The sequence below is a fragment of the Micromonospora sp. WMMD1155 genome (assembly GCF_029581275.1).
Lineage (GTDB): Bacteria > Actinomycetota > Actinomycetes > Mycobacteriales > Micromonosporaceae > Micromonospora.
The window spans coordinates 5,512,303-5,531,518 of sequence record NZ_CP120742.1 but is presented as its reverse complement, the minus strand read 5'-3'; the positions used below and the strand labels follow the sequence as shown (position 1 = coordinate 5,531,518).

The window sequence follows — 19,216 nt, the reverse complement described above, 5'->3', positions numbered from 1 at the left end:
AGCCCGAAAGCTGGAGGCACCGCATGGGTAAGCGCTTCTACACGCTCGTGGCGGCCTGGCTGACCGTGGCGCTCGCCGCCGGAGGCTGTGGCGGCACCGACGGCGGCGGCGACCCGCCCGACGGCGGCACCGACAAGGTCTCCTACATCACCGCGTTCGGGGCGGTGGGCCGGGACGCCTTCGCCTGGGTCGCCAAGGAGAAGGGCTACTTCGCGGAGGTCGGCATCGAGGTCGACATCAAGGAGGGCGCCGGCAACCAGCAGAACCTGACGGCGCTCAAGTCGGGGCAGGTCCAGTTCGGGGCCCTCGACCTGACCGGTGCCGTCATCCAGGCGGGCAAGGGCGAGTTCACCGACTGGCGGGCTGTCGCCGCCGTGCACCAGCAGACGTTGATCTCGGTGATGACCACCGAGGACACCGACATCACCACCCCGAAGGACCTCCGGGGCAAGACGATGGCGACCGGCACCGGCTCCGTGACCGAGTTGCTCTTCCCGGCGTACGCGCGGCTGGCCGGGCTCGATCCGTCGACGGTGAAGATCGAGGGCGTGCAGCCCACCGCCCTCAACGGGCTCATGGCGAGCCGTCGGGTCGACGCACTGGGCACGTTCCTGCTCAGCCGCGGCGCCCTGCAGACGGCCGCCCGCAAGGACGTCGTGGTCCTGCCCTACAGCGACTACCTGCCGGACCTGTTCGGCAACGCGATCATCACCACTCCGTCGCTCATCAAGGACGACCCCGACCTCGTGCAGCGGTTCACCAAGGCCGCGCTCAAGGGCTTGGCGTACACCATCGAGCACCCGGACGAGGCGGCGACGATCCTCAACAAGGCGAAGCCCACCTACACGGTGGCGGCGGGCAAGGGCGAGATCGAGGCGATGACCCCGCACGTCCGTCCCACCGACGGAGCCCCGATCGGGTTCCTGGACGAGGCGCGGGTGGCGCAGACCATTGCCGTCCTCGAACGCGCCGACCTGATCCCGTCGGGCCTGACGCCGGCGGCCGTCATGGACCCGACCTTCGTCAAGAAGTCGTGACCGGCGACTCCCGGGCACGACGACGCTGGCAGACCCTCGGGCTGCCGGCCCTGGGCGCGGTGCTCGCGACCGGGCTCTGGTGGCTGTCCACCTGGGCCTTCGACATCGAACCGTTCTTCCTGCCGGCACCACCGGACGTCGTCGACGCGTTCCTGCGGCTGCCCGGTCACCTCGCCCAGCAGACCTGGATCACCTTCCTGGAGACGATCATCGGGTTCGGGATCGCCGCGGCGGGCGGGCTCCTGCTCGCCGTCCTGCTCGCCGCGTCGCGGACCGTCGAGCGGATGGTCCTCCCGATGATCGCCGGCATCAACGCGGTGCCGAAGGTGGCGCTCGCGCCGCTGCTCCTGGTCTGGATCGGCTTCGGCTACGAGGCCAAGATCGTGATGGTGGTGCTGCTCTGCTTCTTTCCGATCCTGATCTCGACCATGGCCGGCCTGACCTCGACACCGAACGACCTCGCTGAGCTGGCCCGCTCCCTGTCCGCCTCATGGTGGCAGACCTTCCTCAAGGTCCGACTCCCGTGGGCCCTGCCGCAGATCTTCGTCGGCCTGAAGGTGGCGACCTCACTGGCCATCATCGGCGCGATCATCGGCGAAGTGATCAACCCACAGGCCGGGCTGGGCGCGGTGATCGCCAGCTCCGGTCAGTCCGCCGACACCCCGCTCGCGTTCGCGGCGCTGATCCTGCTCGCCCTCATGGGCGCGCTGCTCTTCTACCTGATGGCCGGGCTCGAACGACTCCTCGTGCCGTGGGCGCGAGCGATCTCCTCCTGAGTCGGAGATCGCTCGCGGCTGCCGAGCCCTCCCCGCGCACTCGCGCCGGTGCGCCACCCTCCTCCTCCCCGCGACCCGAGCCGGGCCGCGTCGTGGTCAGTGCGAGTGCCGGGGCACGTCGCTGCCGCTGCTGCCGACCAGGAAGTCCAGATCCGCGCCCTGGTCGGCCTGCAGGACGTGCTCGCTGTACAGGCGCACCCATCCCCGGTCGGCGACCGGCGGTGGTGGTTGCCAGGCGGCGCGGCGCTGGGCGATCTCCGCGTCGTCGACGAGCAGGTCCAGGGACCGCGTCGCCACGTCGACGCGGACCAGGTCGCCGGTGCGCACCAACGCGAGCGGGCCGCCCACCGACGCCTCCGGGGCCACGTGCAGGATGCAGGTGCCGTACCCGGTGCCGCTCATCCTGGCGTCGGAGATCCGCACCATGTCGGTGATGCCGTCGGCGAGCAGCCGTCGTGGCATGGGGACGTTGCCCACCTCCGGGAACCCGGGATAGCCACGTGGCCCGGCGTTGCGCACCACGATCACCGTGTCCGGGGTGACGTCGAGGTCCGGGTCGTCGGCCGCGACGACGTACTCCTCGATCCGGTCGAAGACGAGCGCCGGCCCGGTGTGCGTGAGCAGGTGGGCGGAGGCCGCGGAGACCTTCAACACCGCCCCGGACGGCGCGAGTGACCCGCGCAGCACCACGGTGCCCGAGCCGGCGGGCTGGAACGGCTCCGCCATGGTGGCGATGACGTCCCGGTTCCAGCACTGCACGCCCTCGACGTTGTCGGCCACGCTCTTTCCGCTGACGGTCACGTGGTCCATGTGCAGCAGCGGAGCGATCTCCGCCATCACCGCCGGGACGCCGCCCGCGTAGGCGAAGTCCTCCATGAGGTACGCCCCGGAGGGCATGAGGTTGACCAGCATGGGCACGTCGGCGGTGAGGGCGTCGAAGTCCTCCAGCGACAGCGGGACACCGAGGCGTCCGGCCACCGCGAGCAGGTGGACGACGGCGTTCGTCGAACCGCCGATCGCGGCGTTGACGCGTACCGCGTTCTCGAACGCCTCCCTGGTGAGCACCGTCGACAACCGTTGGTCCTGCTCGACCATGGCTACGATCCGGCGTCCGGCGGCGTGCGCGAGCGCGTACCGCCGGGAGTCGACAGCCGGCACGGCGGCGGCCCCCGGGAGCTGCACGCCCAACGCCTCGGTCACACAGGCCATCGTGGAGGCGGTCCCCATGGTCATGCAGTGCCCCCGACTGCGGGACATGCCGACCTCCGCCTCCGCGCAGTCGGCCGCGCTCATCCGGCCCGCCCGCATCTCCTCGGTGAAGCGCCAGACGACCGTGCCCGACCCGATGTCCTGCCCCCGGAACTTGCCGTTGAGCATCGGGCCACCGGTCAGCATCAAAGTCGGCAGGTCGACGCTCGCCGCTCCCATCAGCAGGCCGGGGGTGGTCTTGTCGCAGCCGGAGAGCAGGACGACCGCGTCGAGCGGGTTGGCTCGGACCGACTCCTCCAACTCCATCGCCAACAGGTTGCGGTAGAGCATGGTGGTGGGCCGCATGAGGGGTTCACCCAGGCTCATCGCCGGAAACTCCAGCGGCAGGCCGCCGCTCTCCCACACGCCCCGCTTCACCGACTCGGCCAGGTCCCGCAGGTGGGCGTTGCAGGGGGTCAGCTCCGACCAGGTGGTGGCGATGCCGATCACCGGGCGCCCGTCGAAGACGTCGTCCGCGAACCCCTGGTTGCGCATCCAGGACCGATGGATGAACCCGTTGCGGCCCTCCGCACCGAACCACTGCGCGCTGCGCAGCGGTCGATTCGTCGTCGACATCAGCACACTCCTCTGTCATCAGTGCGCGCCGCGGGGGTTCGCGGCGATCGTTGAGCGGGTGGTGCGGTGGCTGGTGTAACTAGCGGAGCCCTCCGACGGACAGTCCGCCGCGCCAGTGTCGTTGCAGGCTGAAGAACGCGATGATCAGCGGAATCACCGACACGAGCGAGCCCAGGATGATGAGGCTCCACAGCGAGGTGCCACCCGCGTTGTTCGCCGACGCGATCCCCTGCCACAGGCCGAGACCGACGGTGACCGGGAAGAGCCGGTTGTCGGAGAGCATCGCCAGGGGCAGGAAGTAGTTGTTCCAGGACGCCACCGCCGACAGGAGCAGCACGGTGACCACCGCGGGCCGCATCATCGGAAGGGCGATCTGGAGGAACGTCCGCACCTCCCCCGCACCGTCCACCCGGGCCGCGTCCAGGAGCTCGTCGGGGACCGCGTCGCGCGCGTAGACGTGCATCAGGTAGACCCCGAACGGGTTGAGCAGCGACGGGAGGATCACCGCCCAGACCGTGTTCGTCAGGCCGAGCTGGGAGAACATGATGAAGGTCGGGATGACCAGCGCGGTGGCGGGGACCATCAACGCACCGAGCACGACGGCGAAGCTGAACCGCCGGGCCGCGAACCGGTACTTGGCGAACCCGTACCCGGCCATCACCGCCAGGATCGTGGCGCCGACACCACCGGCGACGGCGTACAGCGTGGAGTTGAGGATCCACCTGAGGTAGATGCCCCCGTCGTGGGTGAACAGCTGCTTCAGGTTGCCGAGGTAGTCGACCTGGTCGGCGAACCACAGGGTGTTGTCGCCGCCGAACAGGCCGGCCGCGTCCTTGGAGCTGTTGACGATGATCCACCAGAACGGCACGAGGAAATAGATCACCAGGAAGCCGAGGAGGATCTGCATGGGGAGATAGCGCTGCGGCCGACGGGGGCCGGAGCGGGCGCTCGTGGGGGCGGTCATCAGAGGAAACTCCTCCGCTTGCGGGTGAAGAACAGGAAGACGTAGACGCAGATGAAGACGACGCCGCCGAGGGCGAACGAGATCGCCGACCCGTAGTTGAAGTTGGCCAGCGAGAACGCCTGCTCGTACGCGTACATGTTGGGGGTGAAGTCCGTCCTGATCGTGCCCGCGGCGAGGTATCGCAGGATCTGTGGTTCGTTGAAGAACTGCAGGGTGCCGATGAGCGAGAAGACCAGGATCAGGATCAGCGCGGGCGCGATCAACGGGATCTTGATCCGCGTCGCGATCTGCCACCGCCCGGCGCCGTCCATCCGGGCGGCCTCGTAGAGGGTGGGGTCGACGCCCTGCAACGCCGCGTACAAGATGATCATGTAATAGCCGGCCCACTGCCAGGTGACGACGTTGAGCAGGCCATAGAAGATCAGGTCACTGCTCAGGAAGTCCGGGGCGGTGGCGCCGAACAGCCCGAAGATGTCGGTGAGCGGGCCGAAGCCCTTGCTGTAGAGGAACCCCCACATCACGGCTCCGATGACTGTCGGAATCGCGTACGGCAGGAAGATCATCAGGCGGGAGAAGCGAGCGAACAGCGTGGTCACCGCGTCCAGGATGAGCGCCATCGCGAGCGCGAGGACGATCTGGACCGGAATGGAGACGAGCGAGAAGCGGATGACGAACCACGCCCCGGACAGGAAGCTCGGGTCGGTGAACGCCTTCACGTAGTTGTCGAAGAGGACGAAGCTGGTCCCGCCGATCAGCTTCTTCTGGAAGAGACTGAGATACAACGCGTACGCGAGCGGCGCGATGAGGAACGCCAGGAAGACGATCCCGAACGGTCCGACGAAGAGCCAGCCCATCAGGTGCTCGCGGAGGTGTACCTTGCCACGGATCTTGCGTGCCTCGTTGCGAGCACCCGGTGCGCGCTTCTCGGTCAGGAGTGTCATTGTGGTCTCCGGGACGTGGACGCCGAGGGGTCGAGGGTGGGCCGCCCGCCCGCTGACGGCGCGGCCCACCCGTCCGGTCACTGAACGGTGAAGCCTTGTTCCTTGGCGTACTTCGCCACGTCCTCCTGGAGCCGGTCCGCGGCCTGCGATCCGGTGATGGAGCCCTTGATGACCTCGCTGACCTGCTTCGTCATGGCGTCGAGGTAGTACTGACCGAAGGGGGCGTACTGCACGCCCTTGTAGGCGTCGGCGGCGGGGACGTAGACCTCCTTGTTCGCCTGCTGGCCGTCGAAGAACGCCACCTTCAGGTCGATGAAGGCGGGGTCCTTGAGTGCCGTCAGGTTCAGCGGGAAGATGATCTGGTTGGTCCAGCCGTCGGTGAGCGACTCCTTGTCGGCGTAGAGCCCGTAGGCGACCTTCGCCGCCAACTCCGGCTTCTTGGCCTGCTTGGTCACCGAGAACGCCGACCCGCCCCAGTTCACCTGCACCGGGTTGGCCGGGTCCCACTGCGGCAGCGGTGCCACCGCGAACTTGCCGGTGTCCTGGCCCTTGCCGACGCCCGCGCCGGTGAGGTAGCCGGGCGCCCACGCCGCCGAGATGTAGGTCGCGTAGTTGCCATTGATCACGCCGGAGATGTACTCCGGGGTGAACTGGTCCTGCGTCCCGACCAGGCCCTTCTTGACGAGGCCACCCCAGTAGTCCAGCACGTCCTTGGACGCCTGGTCGTTGAGCTTCACGCCGATCGACTTCGGCTGCGCCGGATCGAAGGTGAAGGGTGAGGCGCCCTTCTGGATCTGGAGCGCCATCAGGACCGCCGGGACGTTCGCGCCGAGGTCCCCGAACAGCGGGCCACCGGCGTCCTTCACCTTCTGCGCGGTCTGCTCGTACTCGGCCCAGGTCTTCGGCGGGGTGATCTTGTACTTGTCGAAGATGTCCTTGCGGTAGATCATGCCCATCGGCCCACCGTCGACCGGGACGCCGTAGACCGCGTCACCGACCGACACGTCCTTCCAGGCACCCTCGCTGTAGTTGGCCTTGACCGCGTCGTAGCCGTACTTCTTGATGTCGACGAGCGCGCCCTGGATCTGGAAGGTCGGGATGCGGTCCGCCTCGACCATGATCACGTCCGGTGCGCCGGTGCCCGCCGAGATGGCGGTCTGGAACTTGTCGTACTCGTCACCGCCCTGCCCGACGTTGGTCCAGCAGACCTGCACCTCGTTGTTCTGCTTGTTGAAGTTGTCGACGACGAGTTGGGTGTTGGGGTACCAACCCCACATCGTCACGACCGGCAGTTCCTTCTTCGTGATGGTGTTCGTGCAGTTGCTCGCGTCACTTCCGCCCTCGTCGGAGGAGCACGCGACGAGGCCGGTCCCGACCGCGAGCATGGCAACCGTGGCGAGTATCCGTCTTCTCTTCATTGAGGTGGTTCCCTTCGGGGTGGCGGTGCGGTGGCATCCGTGCGCTGGCGGGCGCCACCGGGGCAGGAATCCTGCTCCCGGTGGCGTCGCCGGCGACGGCTCCTAGCGCTTGAACAGACGCGGCGCCAGGTCGATGAGGTTCTTCTGCCACACGTCCCAGCCGTGCGGCCCGGGGGTCACCCCGTCGAACTCGTAGCGGATACCGAGGTTGTCCAACGTGGTCAGCGACGTCATGAAGCTCGGATACACGAAGTCGGTCTGGTCACCCACGTACAGGCGCAGCATCGTGGTGCCGCTGTTGATCGCCTCCACGTCGACCCCGGTGCCGCTGCCGAACCCGGCCGAGAACGCCGCGACGTAGGCGAACTCACCGGGGTACGACCGCAGCACCCCGAACGCCTGCCCGCCGCCCATCGACAGGCCGGCGAGAGCCTGCTGCGACGACTCGCTGGAGACGTGGTAGCGGGCCCGTGCCGTGGGGACGATGTTCTCCAACAACTCGCGGTTGAAGTCGGACGAGTTGCCGTTGCCCATCACGACCACCATGGGCACCAGGTCGCCGTCGAGGAACTGGTTGTCGAGGATCTGCTTGGCGCGGCCCATCTCGACCCAGTCCGTGTAGTTCTGCCCCCCGCCGTGCTGGAGGTAGAGGACGGGGTACGGCTCGGCGCGGCCCGGGTCGTACCCGGGTGGGGTCCACACCAGCGCCGTGCGGTCCTGGCCCGCCACGGTGCTGGCGTAGGTCATGCTCTCGACCTTTCCGCCCTGGCCGGCGGGGACGTCCGACAGCAGGCGGGCCTCCGGACCCGGGATGAGGAAGGTGCTCCACATCGGTTCGGTGGTCACCTTCGTGGGGTTCGAGGTGTCCTTGAACGGGACCCGGTCGACGATCAACCGGTAGTAGTAGAACCAGGGCTGAAGCGGCCCCACCGTCGCCCGCCACCGGTCACCGTCACGGGCCAGCGGCACGCGCAACCAACTGCCGCCCGGAGCGATGTTCGCCCACACCGTGACGTGCTGGGCGTCGGCGAACTCGGTGGTCGTCTCGAAGGTGACGAAGCCGTCCTCGGTGACGAAGGGCGTCGGGGTGGTGCCCGCCGGCGGCGGGTTGAACTCGCCCTTCAGCTGACCGTGACCGGGGCTCGGCCCGCGGTCCGACACGTGCTGGAACAGCCGCGGCACGAAGTCGACCAGATTCTCCTGCCAGGTGTCCCAGTTCGCGCCACCGTCCGGGTTGACCCCGTCGGACTCGAACCTGACGTCGGCCCGGCCCAACGCCTTCGCCAGCCGGTAGGTGGCGTTGTACGCCGGGTCGGTCACGTTGCCCGTGTAGAGGCGCAGCACCTTGACGGTGCGGTTGACCGCCTTGGCGTCCTTCCGGTCGACGTCCGGCACGGACCGGCCGGAGAACCAGCCGACGTAGCCGAACTGACCCGGCTTGGCCAGCGCTGCCCGCACCGCGAGCGTCGCCCCGTCGGACACGCCGGCGACCGCCTGGTGTGCCGGATCGCGCAGGACCCGGTAGGTGCGGGCGACCGCCCCGCGCAGGTCCTTCAGCTCCTTGTCGCCGGAGTCGTCGGTGATCACGACCACCATCGGTCGCATCGCGCCCGCGGCCGAGAGGTTGTCGAGGATCTGCTTGGTCCGCCCGAGATCGAGCCAGTCGGTGGCCGCCACACCGTCACCCGACCGCAGGTAGAGCGCCGGGTAACCCTTCGGGCCCTTGGCCGCGTAACCGGGTGGTGTCCAGACCACTGCCGACCGCTGCCCGGCCTTGGTCCGGTAGGTCAGCGTCGTGACCTGACCACCGGTGCCGGCCGGCGCGTCGACCAACCAGCGTGCCGAGTCGCCCGCGACGAAGAAGGTGCTCAGCAGCGGGTCGGACGCCACGCGGGTGTCGTTCGTCGGGTCCTTGATGCTCTTGGTGTCGTCGGCGGTGAGCTGGTAGTGGTACAGGCCGGGCTCAAGCGCGCCGAGAACGCCGGACCACACGTCGCCACGGCGGGTCAGGCCGAACTCCGCCGTGGCCGAGGACGGGCCGAAGTTGCCCTCCACCACGACCTGCGACACCGTGCCCAGGTGCTCCTGGACGTAGGCGGCCGGGACGGCGAACGAGGCGTAGCGGTCGGGGGAGACGGTCAGCCACGGGGTCTCCGCCGCGGCGGCCGGTTGCGGTGCGAGCAGGACCGCCGCGACGGCGATGACCCCGGCGGTGAAGGCCGCCGCGAGCCGACGCACGCCCGACCTGCGTAAGCGCCCATGGTACGGTTCGGTTGTCACGCTCCACTCCTCTCTGCGCCGGCAGCGGATGCGACCCGACTGGCCGGCTCGATTCACTGGTGGATCTGGCCGTGGTTCTGCGTCGACACCTCCTTCACCTCATGCCAAGGGCACGCCGGACGTGATCGCTCGGTGTGGCACGGCCTCCGGCACGGCCGGGCGGTCTCGTCGGCGAATGCGCATCACGGTCATCCCGCGCTCTTCGGTGGCGCGGTCGAGTCGCGGACCACGAGGCTGGTCGGCAGCACCATCCGCCGTGGCCCCTCCCACTCGCCGGTCACCAGTGACTTCAGCATGCGCGCGGCTTCGTAGCCGAGCTGGTACATCGACTGGTCCACGGTGGTGAGACCGGGCGCGGTCGACGCCGACTCCGGGATGTTGTCGAACCCGACGACGGACAGGTCCGTCGGGACGGCGATGCCCAGCTCCCGCGCGACCTCCAGGACCTTGAGGGCCATCCCGTCGCTCGCCGCGAAGATCGCCGTCGGCGGGTCGGCCTGTTGCAGGAGGGCCCGCGCCAGCGGCACCGCCGACTCGGGGTTGAAGTCCCCCCGGCCGATCAACGTCGGGTCGACCGGGACGCCGGCGCCGGCCAGCGCGGCCCGGAAGCCCTCCTCGCGGGACCAGGCCGCCTCCAGGCTGGAGCGACCCGCGATGAAGCCGATGCGCCGGTGGCCCAGGGCGAGCAGATGCTCCACGGCGACGGTGGCGCCCGCGAGGTTGTCGGCCATGACCGAGGGCCCGGTGGAGCCCCGCGCCGGGTCGATGGCGACCACCGGCGTGCGGCTCTGCACCTCACCCCACGGCGTCACCACGATGCACCCGTCGGTCAGCGTGCCGGACAGGCGGGTCAGGTGCCGCCGCTCCCAGCCTTCCGAGTAGGACCCGTAGAGGTCGCTGTTGGCGTAGACGATCAGGTCGAAGCCCGAGCGGCTCAGCGCCTTCATCGCCCCCTTGAGCACCTCCGCCGTGTACGACTGGAAGCTGTGGGTCACCAGGCCGAGGACGTTCTTGCGGCTGCGCCGGAGGCTCGTGGCGACGAGACTCGACTCGTAGCCGAGTTGCTCGATCGTCGACCGGACATGGGCCACCGTGTTGGCGCTGACGCCGTAATGCCCGTTGACCACGCGCGAAACGGTCGCGGTGGAAACGCCGGCGACCCGAGCGACATCACTCATTGTCACTGGCGCATTGACCTCGGTCATGCCGCTCCCTCTGGACTGCAATCGTTATCGGTTACGTTTCCAGGGTGTTGCCAACGTAACCGACAAGTATTACGAACACAAGAGCCTTTCATCCTTGCGCGAACCGTCCTACCAGGACGGCCGCGCGGCCGCCCACTGTCCTTTGTCGCCGTCGTGGGCACGCTAACAACGAACCGCCTGCGATGACCGACGGACCGCGTCGGGACGAGGGGGAATCGCCGGCCCAGCGGCACGTATCGAGATTCATCTGTCGCACTCTCCCGACTCTCCGGGTCGGTCGGGCAGGCCGCGAACCTCGGCCGTCCCCGTGAAGACCTTCGGCGTCGGCGACCGGTCCGCGTCCGCGCTGATGACGAACCTGCCGGCCAGAGTGCGGTCCTGCGCCGAGAAGCCCACGTACACCTCTATCTGCCCGGGCTCGACCGTGTAGTCCAGGCGCCGGTCGTAGAAGCCGAGCTGGCCCGTCGGCAGGTCGAACCGCACGGCCACCCGCTGCCCAGCGGCGGCCGAGACCCGGACGAAACCCTTCAACTCGAGTACGGGTCTGGTGACCGACGCCTGCGGATCGCGGACGTAGAGCTGCACGACCTCCTCGCCCGCCCGACGGCCGGCGTTGGTCACCACCACGTCGACACCGACCGAGTCGCCGGCGCGCACCTGCGGGTGTCGCACCGTGGCCTCCTCGACGATGAACGAGGAGTATCCGAGGCCGTGCCCGAAGCAGTATCGGGGCGTCACCGGTGAGTCGACGTAGTCGCCGTGCCAGTGCGACCGGCCGCCGGACACCTTGTGGCCGTAGAAGACGGGGAGCTGGCCCACGCTGCGGGGATACGAGATCGGCAACCGCCCGCTCGGGTTCACCTCACCGAGGAGCACCTCGGCGATCGCCTGCGCCCCGGTCTCGCCGGGCAACCAGGCCATCAGCACCGCCGCAGCGTGCTCGTGCAGGAAGTCGCTGCCGACGGGTCGTCCGGCGACGAGCACCACCACGACCGGGGTGCCGGTGGCCACGACGGCGCGGACCAGGTCCTCCTGGACACCGGGCAGGTCCAGGCTGGAACGGTCCCGGGACTCACCGGTGGTCGCCCGTGGTGTCAGCCCCGAACGGTCCCCCAGGACCAGCACTGCGACATCCGCCGCGGCGGCCACCGCGACCGCCTCGTCGAACCCGTCGGTGGAGGGGTCGAGCACGTCGCACCCCGACGCGTAACGCACCCGGTCCCCCAGGCGGGCCGTGAGTTCGTCGCGCACCGTGGGCACCCCGTCGGTGCTCTCCTCGATCTCCAGATCGTCCGGGATGGTCATCATCTCGCCGAGCAGGCCCCGCCGCTCGCGCGCCTCGGTCAGCGCCTCGATGTGCGCCGCGAACGAGTAGTCGCCCAGCAGGTGCCGGGCGTCGTCGGCGTTCGGCCCGATGAGGGCGACCGATCCGGCCTCCGCGAGCAGCGGCAGGACGCCGTCGTTCTTGAGCAGGACGAGACTGCGGCGGGCGATCTCCAGCGCGACGGTCCGGTGCCGCTGCGCGTTCACCGCGACGGCGACCGCGTCCTCGTCCACGTACGGTGCTTCGAAGAGCCCGAGTTCGAACTTGTGCCGCAGCACGCGTGCGACCGCCTCGTCGAGCCGAGCCTCGCTGACGTCACCGGCGTCCAGCGCCCGCGTGAGGGCTACCGCGTACACGTCCGTGGCCGGAAGCTCGACGTCGACACCGGCACCGAGGGCCAGCGTCGCGGCCTGCTGCTTGTCCTGTGCGAAGTGGTGGTACGAGTGCAGGTCGTTGACGGCGAAGTAGTCGGAAACCACGCTGCCGGTGAAGCCCCACTGCCGGCGGAGGACGTCGGCGAGGAGGTCGTCGTTGGCGTGGCACGGGATCCCGTCCAGCTCGTGGTAGCCGGCCATCACCGACCGCAGGCCGCCCTCGCGGACCGCCGCCTCGAACGGGTACAGGTAGACCTCGCGCAGCAACCGCGGGGGCAGGTGGGCGGGCGCCCAGTTCAGCCCACCCTCGGACGCCCCGTACCCGACGAAGTGCTTGGCCGTCGCGATGACGCCGTCGGTCAGGTCGACGCCCTGGAGGCCCCTGACGAACGCGACGCCCATCCGGGACACCAGATAGGGATCCTCGCCGTAGGTCTCCTCCGTCCGACCCCACCGGGGGTCGCGCACCACGTCCAGGACCGGAGACAGCCCCTGGTGGCCGCCCATGGCGCGCATCTGCGCGCGAACGGCGTCCGCCAACTGCCCGTTCAGCTCCGGAGCCCACGTGCTCGCGACCCCGATCGCCTGCGGGAAGATCGTCGCGTCCCGCGCCATCACTCCCGAACAGACCTCCTCGTGGACGATCGCCGGGATCCCCAGTCGGGTCTCGGTCACCAGGTACCGCTGGATCGCGTTGGCGACCCGCGCCACCTGCGCGGCCTTCAGGCTGGTGGCACCGGCGACGCGGGTCACGTGCCCCAGGCCGTGGCCGAGGATCGGTCGGGCTCGGCGTACGGAGAACCGACCGCCCTCCAGCACCGCGAACGCCCAGGTGCTGCCCAGTTGGGCGATCTTCTCCTCGCGGGTCATCCGCGCCAGCAGGTCGGACACCCGTTCCGAGACGGGCGCCGTCGCGTCGGCGTAGGTCGCCCCGGTCTCCGGCTGCACAGTGGTCATCTGGTCACCCCAATCACCGCCACGGCCTGCCCCGTCCGCCTCGTCGGCCCTGCTCTGCGCTGGCTCGGAACGTGGTGACGGGCGATGGATTCCCAAACGTAAACGTGATCGGTAACGTTTACATCGATCAAGAACGTAATCCGCGATCATCATGTTGTCCAGAGCTCGCAGCGACCCCACCACCCCCGGGTCCGCGTCGCGACGTCCACGTCGACGGCGGGACCCCGCACGAAGGGAGCCAGCCCTGAACGCCCACCTCGACGAAGCGCCGGAGCACTCGACCGGCGCGGACAGTCCACTCCCCTACCGCCTCAGCCTCGACCCACGCCGACGCGTCGCACCGGTGCCCCGCCGGCTCTTCGGCTCGTTCGTGGAGCACCTGGGCCGGTGTGTCTACACCGGCCTCTACGAGCCGGGGCATCCGACGGCCGACGCGGACGGCTTCCGGGGCGACGTTCTCGCACTCGTACGGGAGTTGGGCGTCACCACCGTCCGCTATCCGGGCGGCAACTTCGTCTCCTCCTACCGGTGGGAGGACGGCGTCGGCCCGGTCGACGAACGACCCGCCCGGCTGGACCTCGCCTGGCACAGCCTGGAGACCAACGAGTTCGGGCTGGACGAGTTCATGCGCTGGGTCGGCAAGGCGGACGTCGACCCGATCATGGCGGTCAACCTGGGCACCCGCGGCACCGCCGAGGCCGTCGACCTGCTCGAGTACGCCAACCACCGCGCCGGCAGTCACCTCGCCGACCAACGCCGCGACAACGGCGCTCCCGACCCGTACGGGATCAGGCTGTGGTGCCTCGGTAACGAGATGGACGGCCCGTGGCAGGTGGGCCAACGCAGCGCCACCGAGTACGGGCGTCTCGCGTCGCAGACCGCGAAGGCCATGCGTCGCTTCGACCCCGACCTCGAACTCGTCGCCTGCGGCTCGTCACACCTCGGCATGCCGACCTTCGGCGCCTGGGAACGGGACGTGCTCACCGAGGCGTACGACGACGTCGACCTGATCTCGTTGCACGCCTACTACCAGCCGGTCGGCGACGATCTGGCCAGCTTCCTCGCCTCCGCCGAGGACATGGACCGCTACATCGACGCGGTCACCGCCATCGCCGACTCCGTCGGGGCGATCCGCAGGTCGACCAAGAAGATCATGATCGCGTTCGACGAGTGGAACGTCTGGTACCAGTCCGCGGCTCCGTCCAACCCGCCGAGCGGCGAGGACTGGCCGGTCGCCCCGCGCCTGCTGGAGGACCACTACAGCGTGGCCGACGCCGTCGTGGTCGGCGGTCTGCTGATCAGCCTGCTGCGGCACAGCGACCGGGTGACGGCGGCCTGCCAGGCCCAACTGGTCAACGTGATCGCACCGATCATGACCGAACCGGGCGGCGCGGCCTGGCGACAGACCATCTTCCACCCCTTCGCCCGGACCGCCCGGCATGCCCAGGGTGCGGTGCTCGACGTGCTCCGCGAGGGCAGCACGACGTCCACCGACCGCTTCGGCGAGATCGACGCGGTCGACGCGGTCTCCACCTGGGACGACGACACCGGCGAGATGACGGTCTTCCTCGTCAACCGCGTCACCACCGCCCCGGCCGAGGTGACTGTCGACGTCACCGGAGCCCGGCTGGCCGGCGTCATCGAGTGCGTCACCATCGGCGGCGCCGACCTGCACGCCAAGAACACGGCCGACGGTCCGGACCACGCCGAGCCGCGCCCCAACGGCACGGCACGCGGCGTCGACACCGGCGTCCGGCTGACCCTCCCGCCCGCGTCCTGGACCATGCTGCGGGTCCAGGCCACCGACGTGACCCCCTGACCGGTCGACCGAACCACCCCGGCCGCGTACACCCTGGGTTCACCAGGGGTACGCGGCCGGGGCTTCCCCACCACAGGGAGTTCGGCGTCGCGCCTGGGTCTACCGGGTGTCGACCGGTGGGCTCCCGGGTCCGGCCGTGAGGTGAACGGACACCGGAATCGGGAGATGCCGCTCTGCGAGCGCTAACATCTGGCCCTGCCCAGAAACACAGACACGAAGTGCGATGACGGTCAACGATGTATTTACCGGCCGGGCACGGAACAATTTCGGGCACCTTTCTGCAGCACCGGGGCGGCCGGCGCGCGAATCCATCCGGATCAATTCGCGGGAAATGCTCGCCGACCGACCCGGCGCCACCGGGAAAACGATGCCGCAGCGACCTCTGTCGCGATTATTCGGTGGCCGCTTCCAACCTCCCGTCCACTCGGCGGGGAATGGCGGCGTACTCGTCTCGAAGCTCCTCGGGCAGGACCCACTCCGGGGCGTCCTGCCACGCCAGCGGGCGAAGGAACCGCCGGATCGCCGTGGCGCCCACCGAGGTGTGTACGGCGTTCGTCGACGGCCAGGGCCCTCCGTGGTGCTGGGCCCAGGACACCCGGACACCGGTGGGGTAACCGTCGAAGACGATGCGACCGGCGCGGGCGGCGAACACGTCGACCAGCCGACGCACCACCTCGGCCTCATCGCTCGGTCCACGGTGGACGGCCCCGGTCAGCGACGGCGGGACGGTCACCAGGGCCGCGTCGAGGTCGCTGACGCCGCCATACCTGACCACGATCAGCAGCGGGCCGAAGCACTCGTCGGCGATCTCGGCCGTCAGGTCCGGCAGACCGACCTCCAGGAGCGTCGGCGCGACGGTGAAGCCCTCGCCCGGGTCCACCCGGGGTCGCGCCGAAACCCGGGCCCCGGCCCGTTCGAACGCCGCCGCCTGGGTCTCGTACGCGTCCCGGATGCGCTCGTTCAGCAGGACCGCGCCCCCCGCCGAGCCGACCCGCTCCCGCAGCGCGTCGACCAGCCGGTCACCGGCCGGGTCGGACGGGACGAACGCCAGGCCGGGCTTGGTGCACAGCTGACCGCCGGACGCCGTGAAGGAGGTGAACAGGCCCTCGGCGATCCGGTCGCTCCGGTCCACGGCCGCGCCGGGCAGGATGACGATCGGGTTCACGCTGCTCAGCTCGGCGTAGAGGGGAATCGGATCGGGCCGTTCGTCGATGGCGGCCTGGATGGCACGGGCGGCCCCGACGGAACCCGTCAGGGCGGCGGCGCGGATCGCTGGGTGACGCACCAGCGACCGGCCCGCCTGCTCCCCGTACACGATGCCGACCACGCCCTCGGGGCCACCCAGGTCGCGGATGGCAGACTCGATCGCGTCGGCGGAGGCGTGCGACGTCAGCGGGTGCGACGGGTGGGCCTTCAGGACGGCGGGACAACCCGCGGCGAGCGCGGCGGCGGTATCACCCCCGGCGACCGAGAAGGCGAACGGGAAGTTGCTGGCCCCGAACACGGCGACCGGTCCGAGGGGTACGAGCATCCGGCGCAGGTCCGGACCGGGCCCGAGGGGGGTGTCGGCGGCGTGGTCGATGGCCGCCTCGACGTACGCCCCGTCGCGCACCACGTCGCCGAACATCCGGAACTGGAGTGCCGCCCGGGTGAGTTCCCCGTCGAGCCGCGCGGTGCTGAGCCCGGTCTCCGCCTCGGCGGCCGCGACCAGTTCCGCGCGCCGGGCCTCCAGGGACGCGGCGATGCGGTCGAGCATCTCCGCCCTACCGACTCTGCCCAGCCCGGACAGCCACTGCGCCGCTCGGGACGCCTGGTCGGCGATCACCTCCAACCGGGACTCGTCGGTCTCGCTGAGGTCCGTCGAGCGCCGCCGGCCGTCGCGTGGGTCGACAGTGATGACCACGTTCACAGCAGTCCTCTCCTCACCAGATTGCCCATCAGATCGCGGACGCCGAAGTGCCAGGGCTCGCACTCCTCCGCGTGCCACACCCGGTTGACCAGGGTGCCGAGCGCCGGGCAGCTGATCCGCACCACGTCGTCCACCTTGTGGGTGAAGCCCTCACCGGGGCGGTCCCGGTCTTGGATCGGCGCGAACATGGTGCCGAGCATCAGGGCGGCACCGTCCGGATAGTGGTGGTGCGGGCCGATCAACTGCCGGACCAACTCCTCCGGGTCACGCGACATCCGCGTCATCTCCGAGACCGCCTCCAGCAGGAAGCCGTCCACACCGCTGACCTGCAGGCTGACAGCGAGTTCGCGTACCTGGGCCATCCCGAACCGCTCGTCGAAGAGCCGGATCAGGGGCCCGAGGGCGCAGGAGGCGTTGTTGTCCTTCGCCAGTGGAAGCAGCAACGCCGAACGACCCTCGACGTCCCGCAGGTTCACGTCGTTGCCGAGGGTGGCGCCGACGATCCGCCCGGTGGACGCGACGATGAGGGTGACCTCGGGTTCCGGGTTGTTCCAGGTCGACGCGGCGAGCACCCCGACCGGAACGGCGGTGCCGACGGCGGAGAGGACCTGGCCCTTGGTGAAGATCTCGGCGTCCGGCCCGATCCCCACCTCCAGGTACTGACTCCACATGCCCTCGGCTACCAACAGACTCTTGAGCCGGTCGGCCTCCGCCGAGCCCGGAGCCAGGCTGTGCAGGTCGACGCCGACGTCGGCGAGCATCCGGTGGCGGATGTCCGCCGCGAGCGCGAGGTCTCCACGCGCCCGTTCCTCGATGACGCGTTCGATCATCGAGATGGGGAAGGTCACCCCGGCGGCCTTGAGCACCTGGAGGTCGACCGGGGCGAGCAACCAGGGCCGGGAACGGTCCCGGGTCGCGGCCTCGGTGTTGGCCAGGATCTCCCCGAAGTCGCCGACCGTCGGCCCGTCGAGCCCGGCGACCACCGCGGCGGGGTCGGACAGTTCGCAGATGTCCCGGACGGTCGGGAACCGACGGCTGAGGTCGATGACCATGCCGTCGCGGACGGTCACCGGTGTCGGGCCGTCGACCGACGGATCCCAGACGCGGCCGATGAGGACACTGTCGCCGGCGTCCGGCAGCGCCTCGGCGGCGGTGCCGGACCACCCCGCGCCCGGAGCCGCTCCCCGGGGCCGTGGCACCGTCATGAGCCGCTCTCCAGGTTGAAGAAGGACCGCTCGTCCCGAGGACGGATGTCGTAGACGGCGTCCTCGAACATGCGCAGCGGATGCGGTGTGAACGGATGCTGCTCGATCGCGGCGAGGTCCAGCTCGATGCCCAGCCCGACCCCGGTCGGGATCAGCACGTCGCCGTCGGCGGTCAGCACCAGCCGCTCGTTGGTGATCTCGGGACGCCAGGGGACGTCCGTCGCCATGATCTCCAGGTACCGGAAGTTGGGCAGGGTCGCCCCGAGTTGCAACGTCGCGGCCGTGCTGAGCGGGCCGCTGGGGTTGTGCGGTGCGAACCCGACGTAGCTGGTCGCGGCGAGCGTCGAGATGAAGGCCAGCTCGGCGATCCCGCCGGCGTGCGTCACGTCCGGCTGGACGAAGTCGACAGCCTGGCGGGCCAGCGCCGGAGCGAAACCCTGCCGGCCGTACCACCGCTCCCCCGCCGCGATCGGCACGGGCGACGACCGGCGGATGTCGACCAGGGCGTCGAGGTTGTCCGGCGGGCAGGGCTCCTCGAACCACACCGGGTCGAACTGGGCGATCTCCTTCGCCACCATGACGGCGTGCCGGACGTCGAAGCGCCCGTGCCCCTCCACGAACAGCTCGACGTCACGGCCCACCGCGGCACGTACCGCGTCGATCTGGGCGAGCACCCGGTCCAGTTGCCGGGTGCTGATGGTGAGGTCGTAGTTCTCGAACGGGTCCCACTTGAGGCCGCGGAAACCGGACTCCACGGTCCGACGCGCCGCCGCCGCGTAGTCCTCCGGCGTGACGGCCCCGGAGAACCAGCCGTTCGCGTACGCCCGCACCCGGTCCCTGGTCGCGCCGCCGAGGAGTCGGGAGACCGGAACGCCGAGGTCGCGCGCCGAGATGTCCCACAGGGCCATCTCGAACGAACTCAGCGCGGTCATGACGACCGGTCCGCCGCGCCAGTACCAGTTCCGGGCCAGCTCGTAGAGGTTCTTCGAGATGCTGGTGGGGTCCAGGCCCACGACCGCTTCGGCCAGCTCGGCGATCGCGCCCTGGACGGCCCGTTCCTTGCCTTCCAGGGTGGCCTCACCGAGCCCGACGATCCCCTCGTCGGTGTGCACCCGCACGATGACGAGGTTCGTGCGGTAGAAGTCGACGACCACCGTGTCGACGGAGACGATTTTCATGTTTC

13 protein-coding genes are annotated in these 19,216 nt (G+C 69.7%); 3 read left to right on the top strand and 10 right to left on the bottom strand.

The genetic code is table 11. The features are described from left to right. Window positions 1–23 precede the first annotated feature (23 nt). Together O7617_RS25395 and O7617_RS25390 are read left to right on the top strand one after the other, a co-directional pair. A complete protein-coding gene (locus O7617_RS25395) occupies window positions 24–1,037 on the top strand; it encodes an ABC transporter substrate-binding protein (protein WP_282258637.1) in 1,014 nt (337 codons plus the stop codon). Beyond that, the gene (locus tag O7617_RS25390) at window positions 1,034–1,813 is read left to right on the top strand and encodes an ABC transporter permease (protein ID WP_282258636.1); all 780 of its coding nucleotides are present in this window, start codon (window positions 1,034–1,036) and stop codon (window positions 1,811–1,813) included. Before O7617_RS25395 ends, O7617_RS25390 begins: the two co-directional genes overlap by 4 nt. Before the next feature lie 96 nt (window positions 1,814–1,909). On the opposite strand, the gene O7617_RS25385 is transcribed toward O7617_RS25390, so the two are convergent. From O7617_RS25385 to O7617_RS25355, 7 genes are all read right to left on the bottom strand, one after another. Next, a complete protein-coding gene (locus tag O7617_RS25385; protein ID WP_282258634.1) occupies window positions 1,910–3,637 on the bottom strand; it encodes an IlvD/Edd family dehydratase in 1,728 nt (575 codons plus the stop codon). A gap of 79 nt (window positions 3,638–3,716) precedes the next feature. After that, entirely contained in the window at window positions 3,717–4,601 is an 885-nt protein-coding gene (locus O7617_RS25380; RefSeq protein WP_282258633.1) for a carbohydrate ABC transporter permease, read from the bottom strand. After that, window positions 4,601–5,542 (bottom strand): sugar ABC transporter permease, encoded by a 942-nt coding sequence (locus O7617_RS25375; RefSeq protein ID WP_282258632.1) that lies wholly within the window; start codon window positions 5,540–5,542, stop codon window positions 4,601–4,603. The genes O7617_RS25380 and O7617_RS25375 overlap by 1 nt, the downstream gene beginning before the upstream one ends. 77 nt (window positions 5,543–5,619) lie before the next feature. After that, the gene (locus O7617_RS25370) at window positions 5,620–6,960 is read right to left on the bottom strand and encodes an extracellular solute-binding protein (RefSeq protein ID WP_282258631.1); all 1,341 of its coding nucleotides are present in this window, start codon (window positions 6,958–6,960) and stop codon (window positions 5,620–5,622) included. 102 nt (window positions 6,961–7,062) lie between these two features. Beyond that, window positions 7,063–9,198, bottom strand: a complete 2,136-nt coding sequence (locus tag O7617_RS25365; RefSeq protein WP_282258630.1) for an alpha/beta hydrolase-fold protein — start codon at window positions 9,196–9,198, stop codon at window positions 7,063–7,065. Between the two features lie 230 nt (window positions 9,199–9,428). Then, complete coding sequence (locus O7617_RS25360) at window positions 9,429–10,418, bottom strand: LacI family DNA-binding transcriptional regulator (protein ID WP_282264869.1); 990 nt, start codon at window positions 10,416–10,418, stop codon at window positions 9,429–9,431. A gap of 270 nt (window positions 10,419–10,688) precedes the next feature. Continuing rightward, on the bottom strand, window positions 10,689–13,100 hold the full coding sequence (locus O7617_RS25355) for a glycoside hydrolase family 3 N-terminal domain-containing protein (protein ID WP_282258629.1): 2,412 nt from the start codon (window positions 13,098–13,100) through the stop codon (window positions 10,689–10,691). A gap of 343 nt (window positions 13,101–13,443) precedes the next feature. Here O7617_RS25355 and O7617_RS25350 point away from each other — a divergent pair, with 343 nt between their 5' ends. Beyond that, a complete protein-coding gene (locus O7617_RS25350) occupies window positions 13,444–14,919 on the top strand; it encodes an alpha-N-arabinofuranosidase (protein ID WP_282258628.1) in 1,476 nt (491 codons plus the stop codon). 391 nt (window positions 14,920–15,310) lie between these two features. On the opposite strand, the gene O7617_RS25345 is transcribed toward O7617_RS25350, so the two are convergent. Genes O7617_RS25345 through O7617_RS25335 form a run of 3 tightly spaced genes read right to left on the bottom strand, consistent with a single transcriptional unit; the run spans window position 15,311 to window position 19,211 of the window. Further along, complete coding sequence (locus O7617_RS25345; protein ID WP_282258626.1) at window positions 15,311–16,828, bottom strand: aldehyde dehydrogenase family protein; 1,518 nt, start codon at window positions 16,826–16,828, stop codon at window positions 15,311–15,313. After that, window positions 16,825–18,033: a fumarylacetoacetate hydrolase family protein gene (locus O7617_RS25340; protein ID WP_282258624.1), complete on the bottom strand. Its 1,209-nt coding sequence runs from the start codon at window positions 18,031–18,033 to the stop codon at window positions 16,825–16,827. The genes O7617_RS25345 and O7617_RS25340 overlap by 4 nt, the downstream gene beginning before the upstream one ends. Further along, window positions 18,030–19,211: a mandelate racemase/muconate lactonizing enzyme family protein gene (locus tag O7617_RS25335; protein ID WP_282258622.1), complete on the bottom strand. Its 1,182-nt coding sequence runs from the start codon at window positions 19,209–19,211 to the stop codon at window positions 18,030–18,032. The genes O7617_RS25340 and O7617_RS25335 overlap by 4 nt, the downstream gene beginning before the upstream one ends. Window positions 19,212–19,216 lie beyond the last annotated feature (5 nt).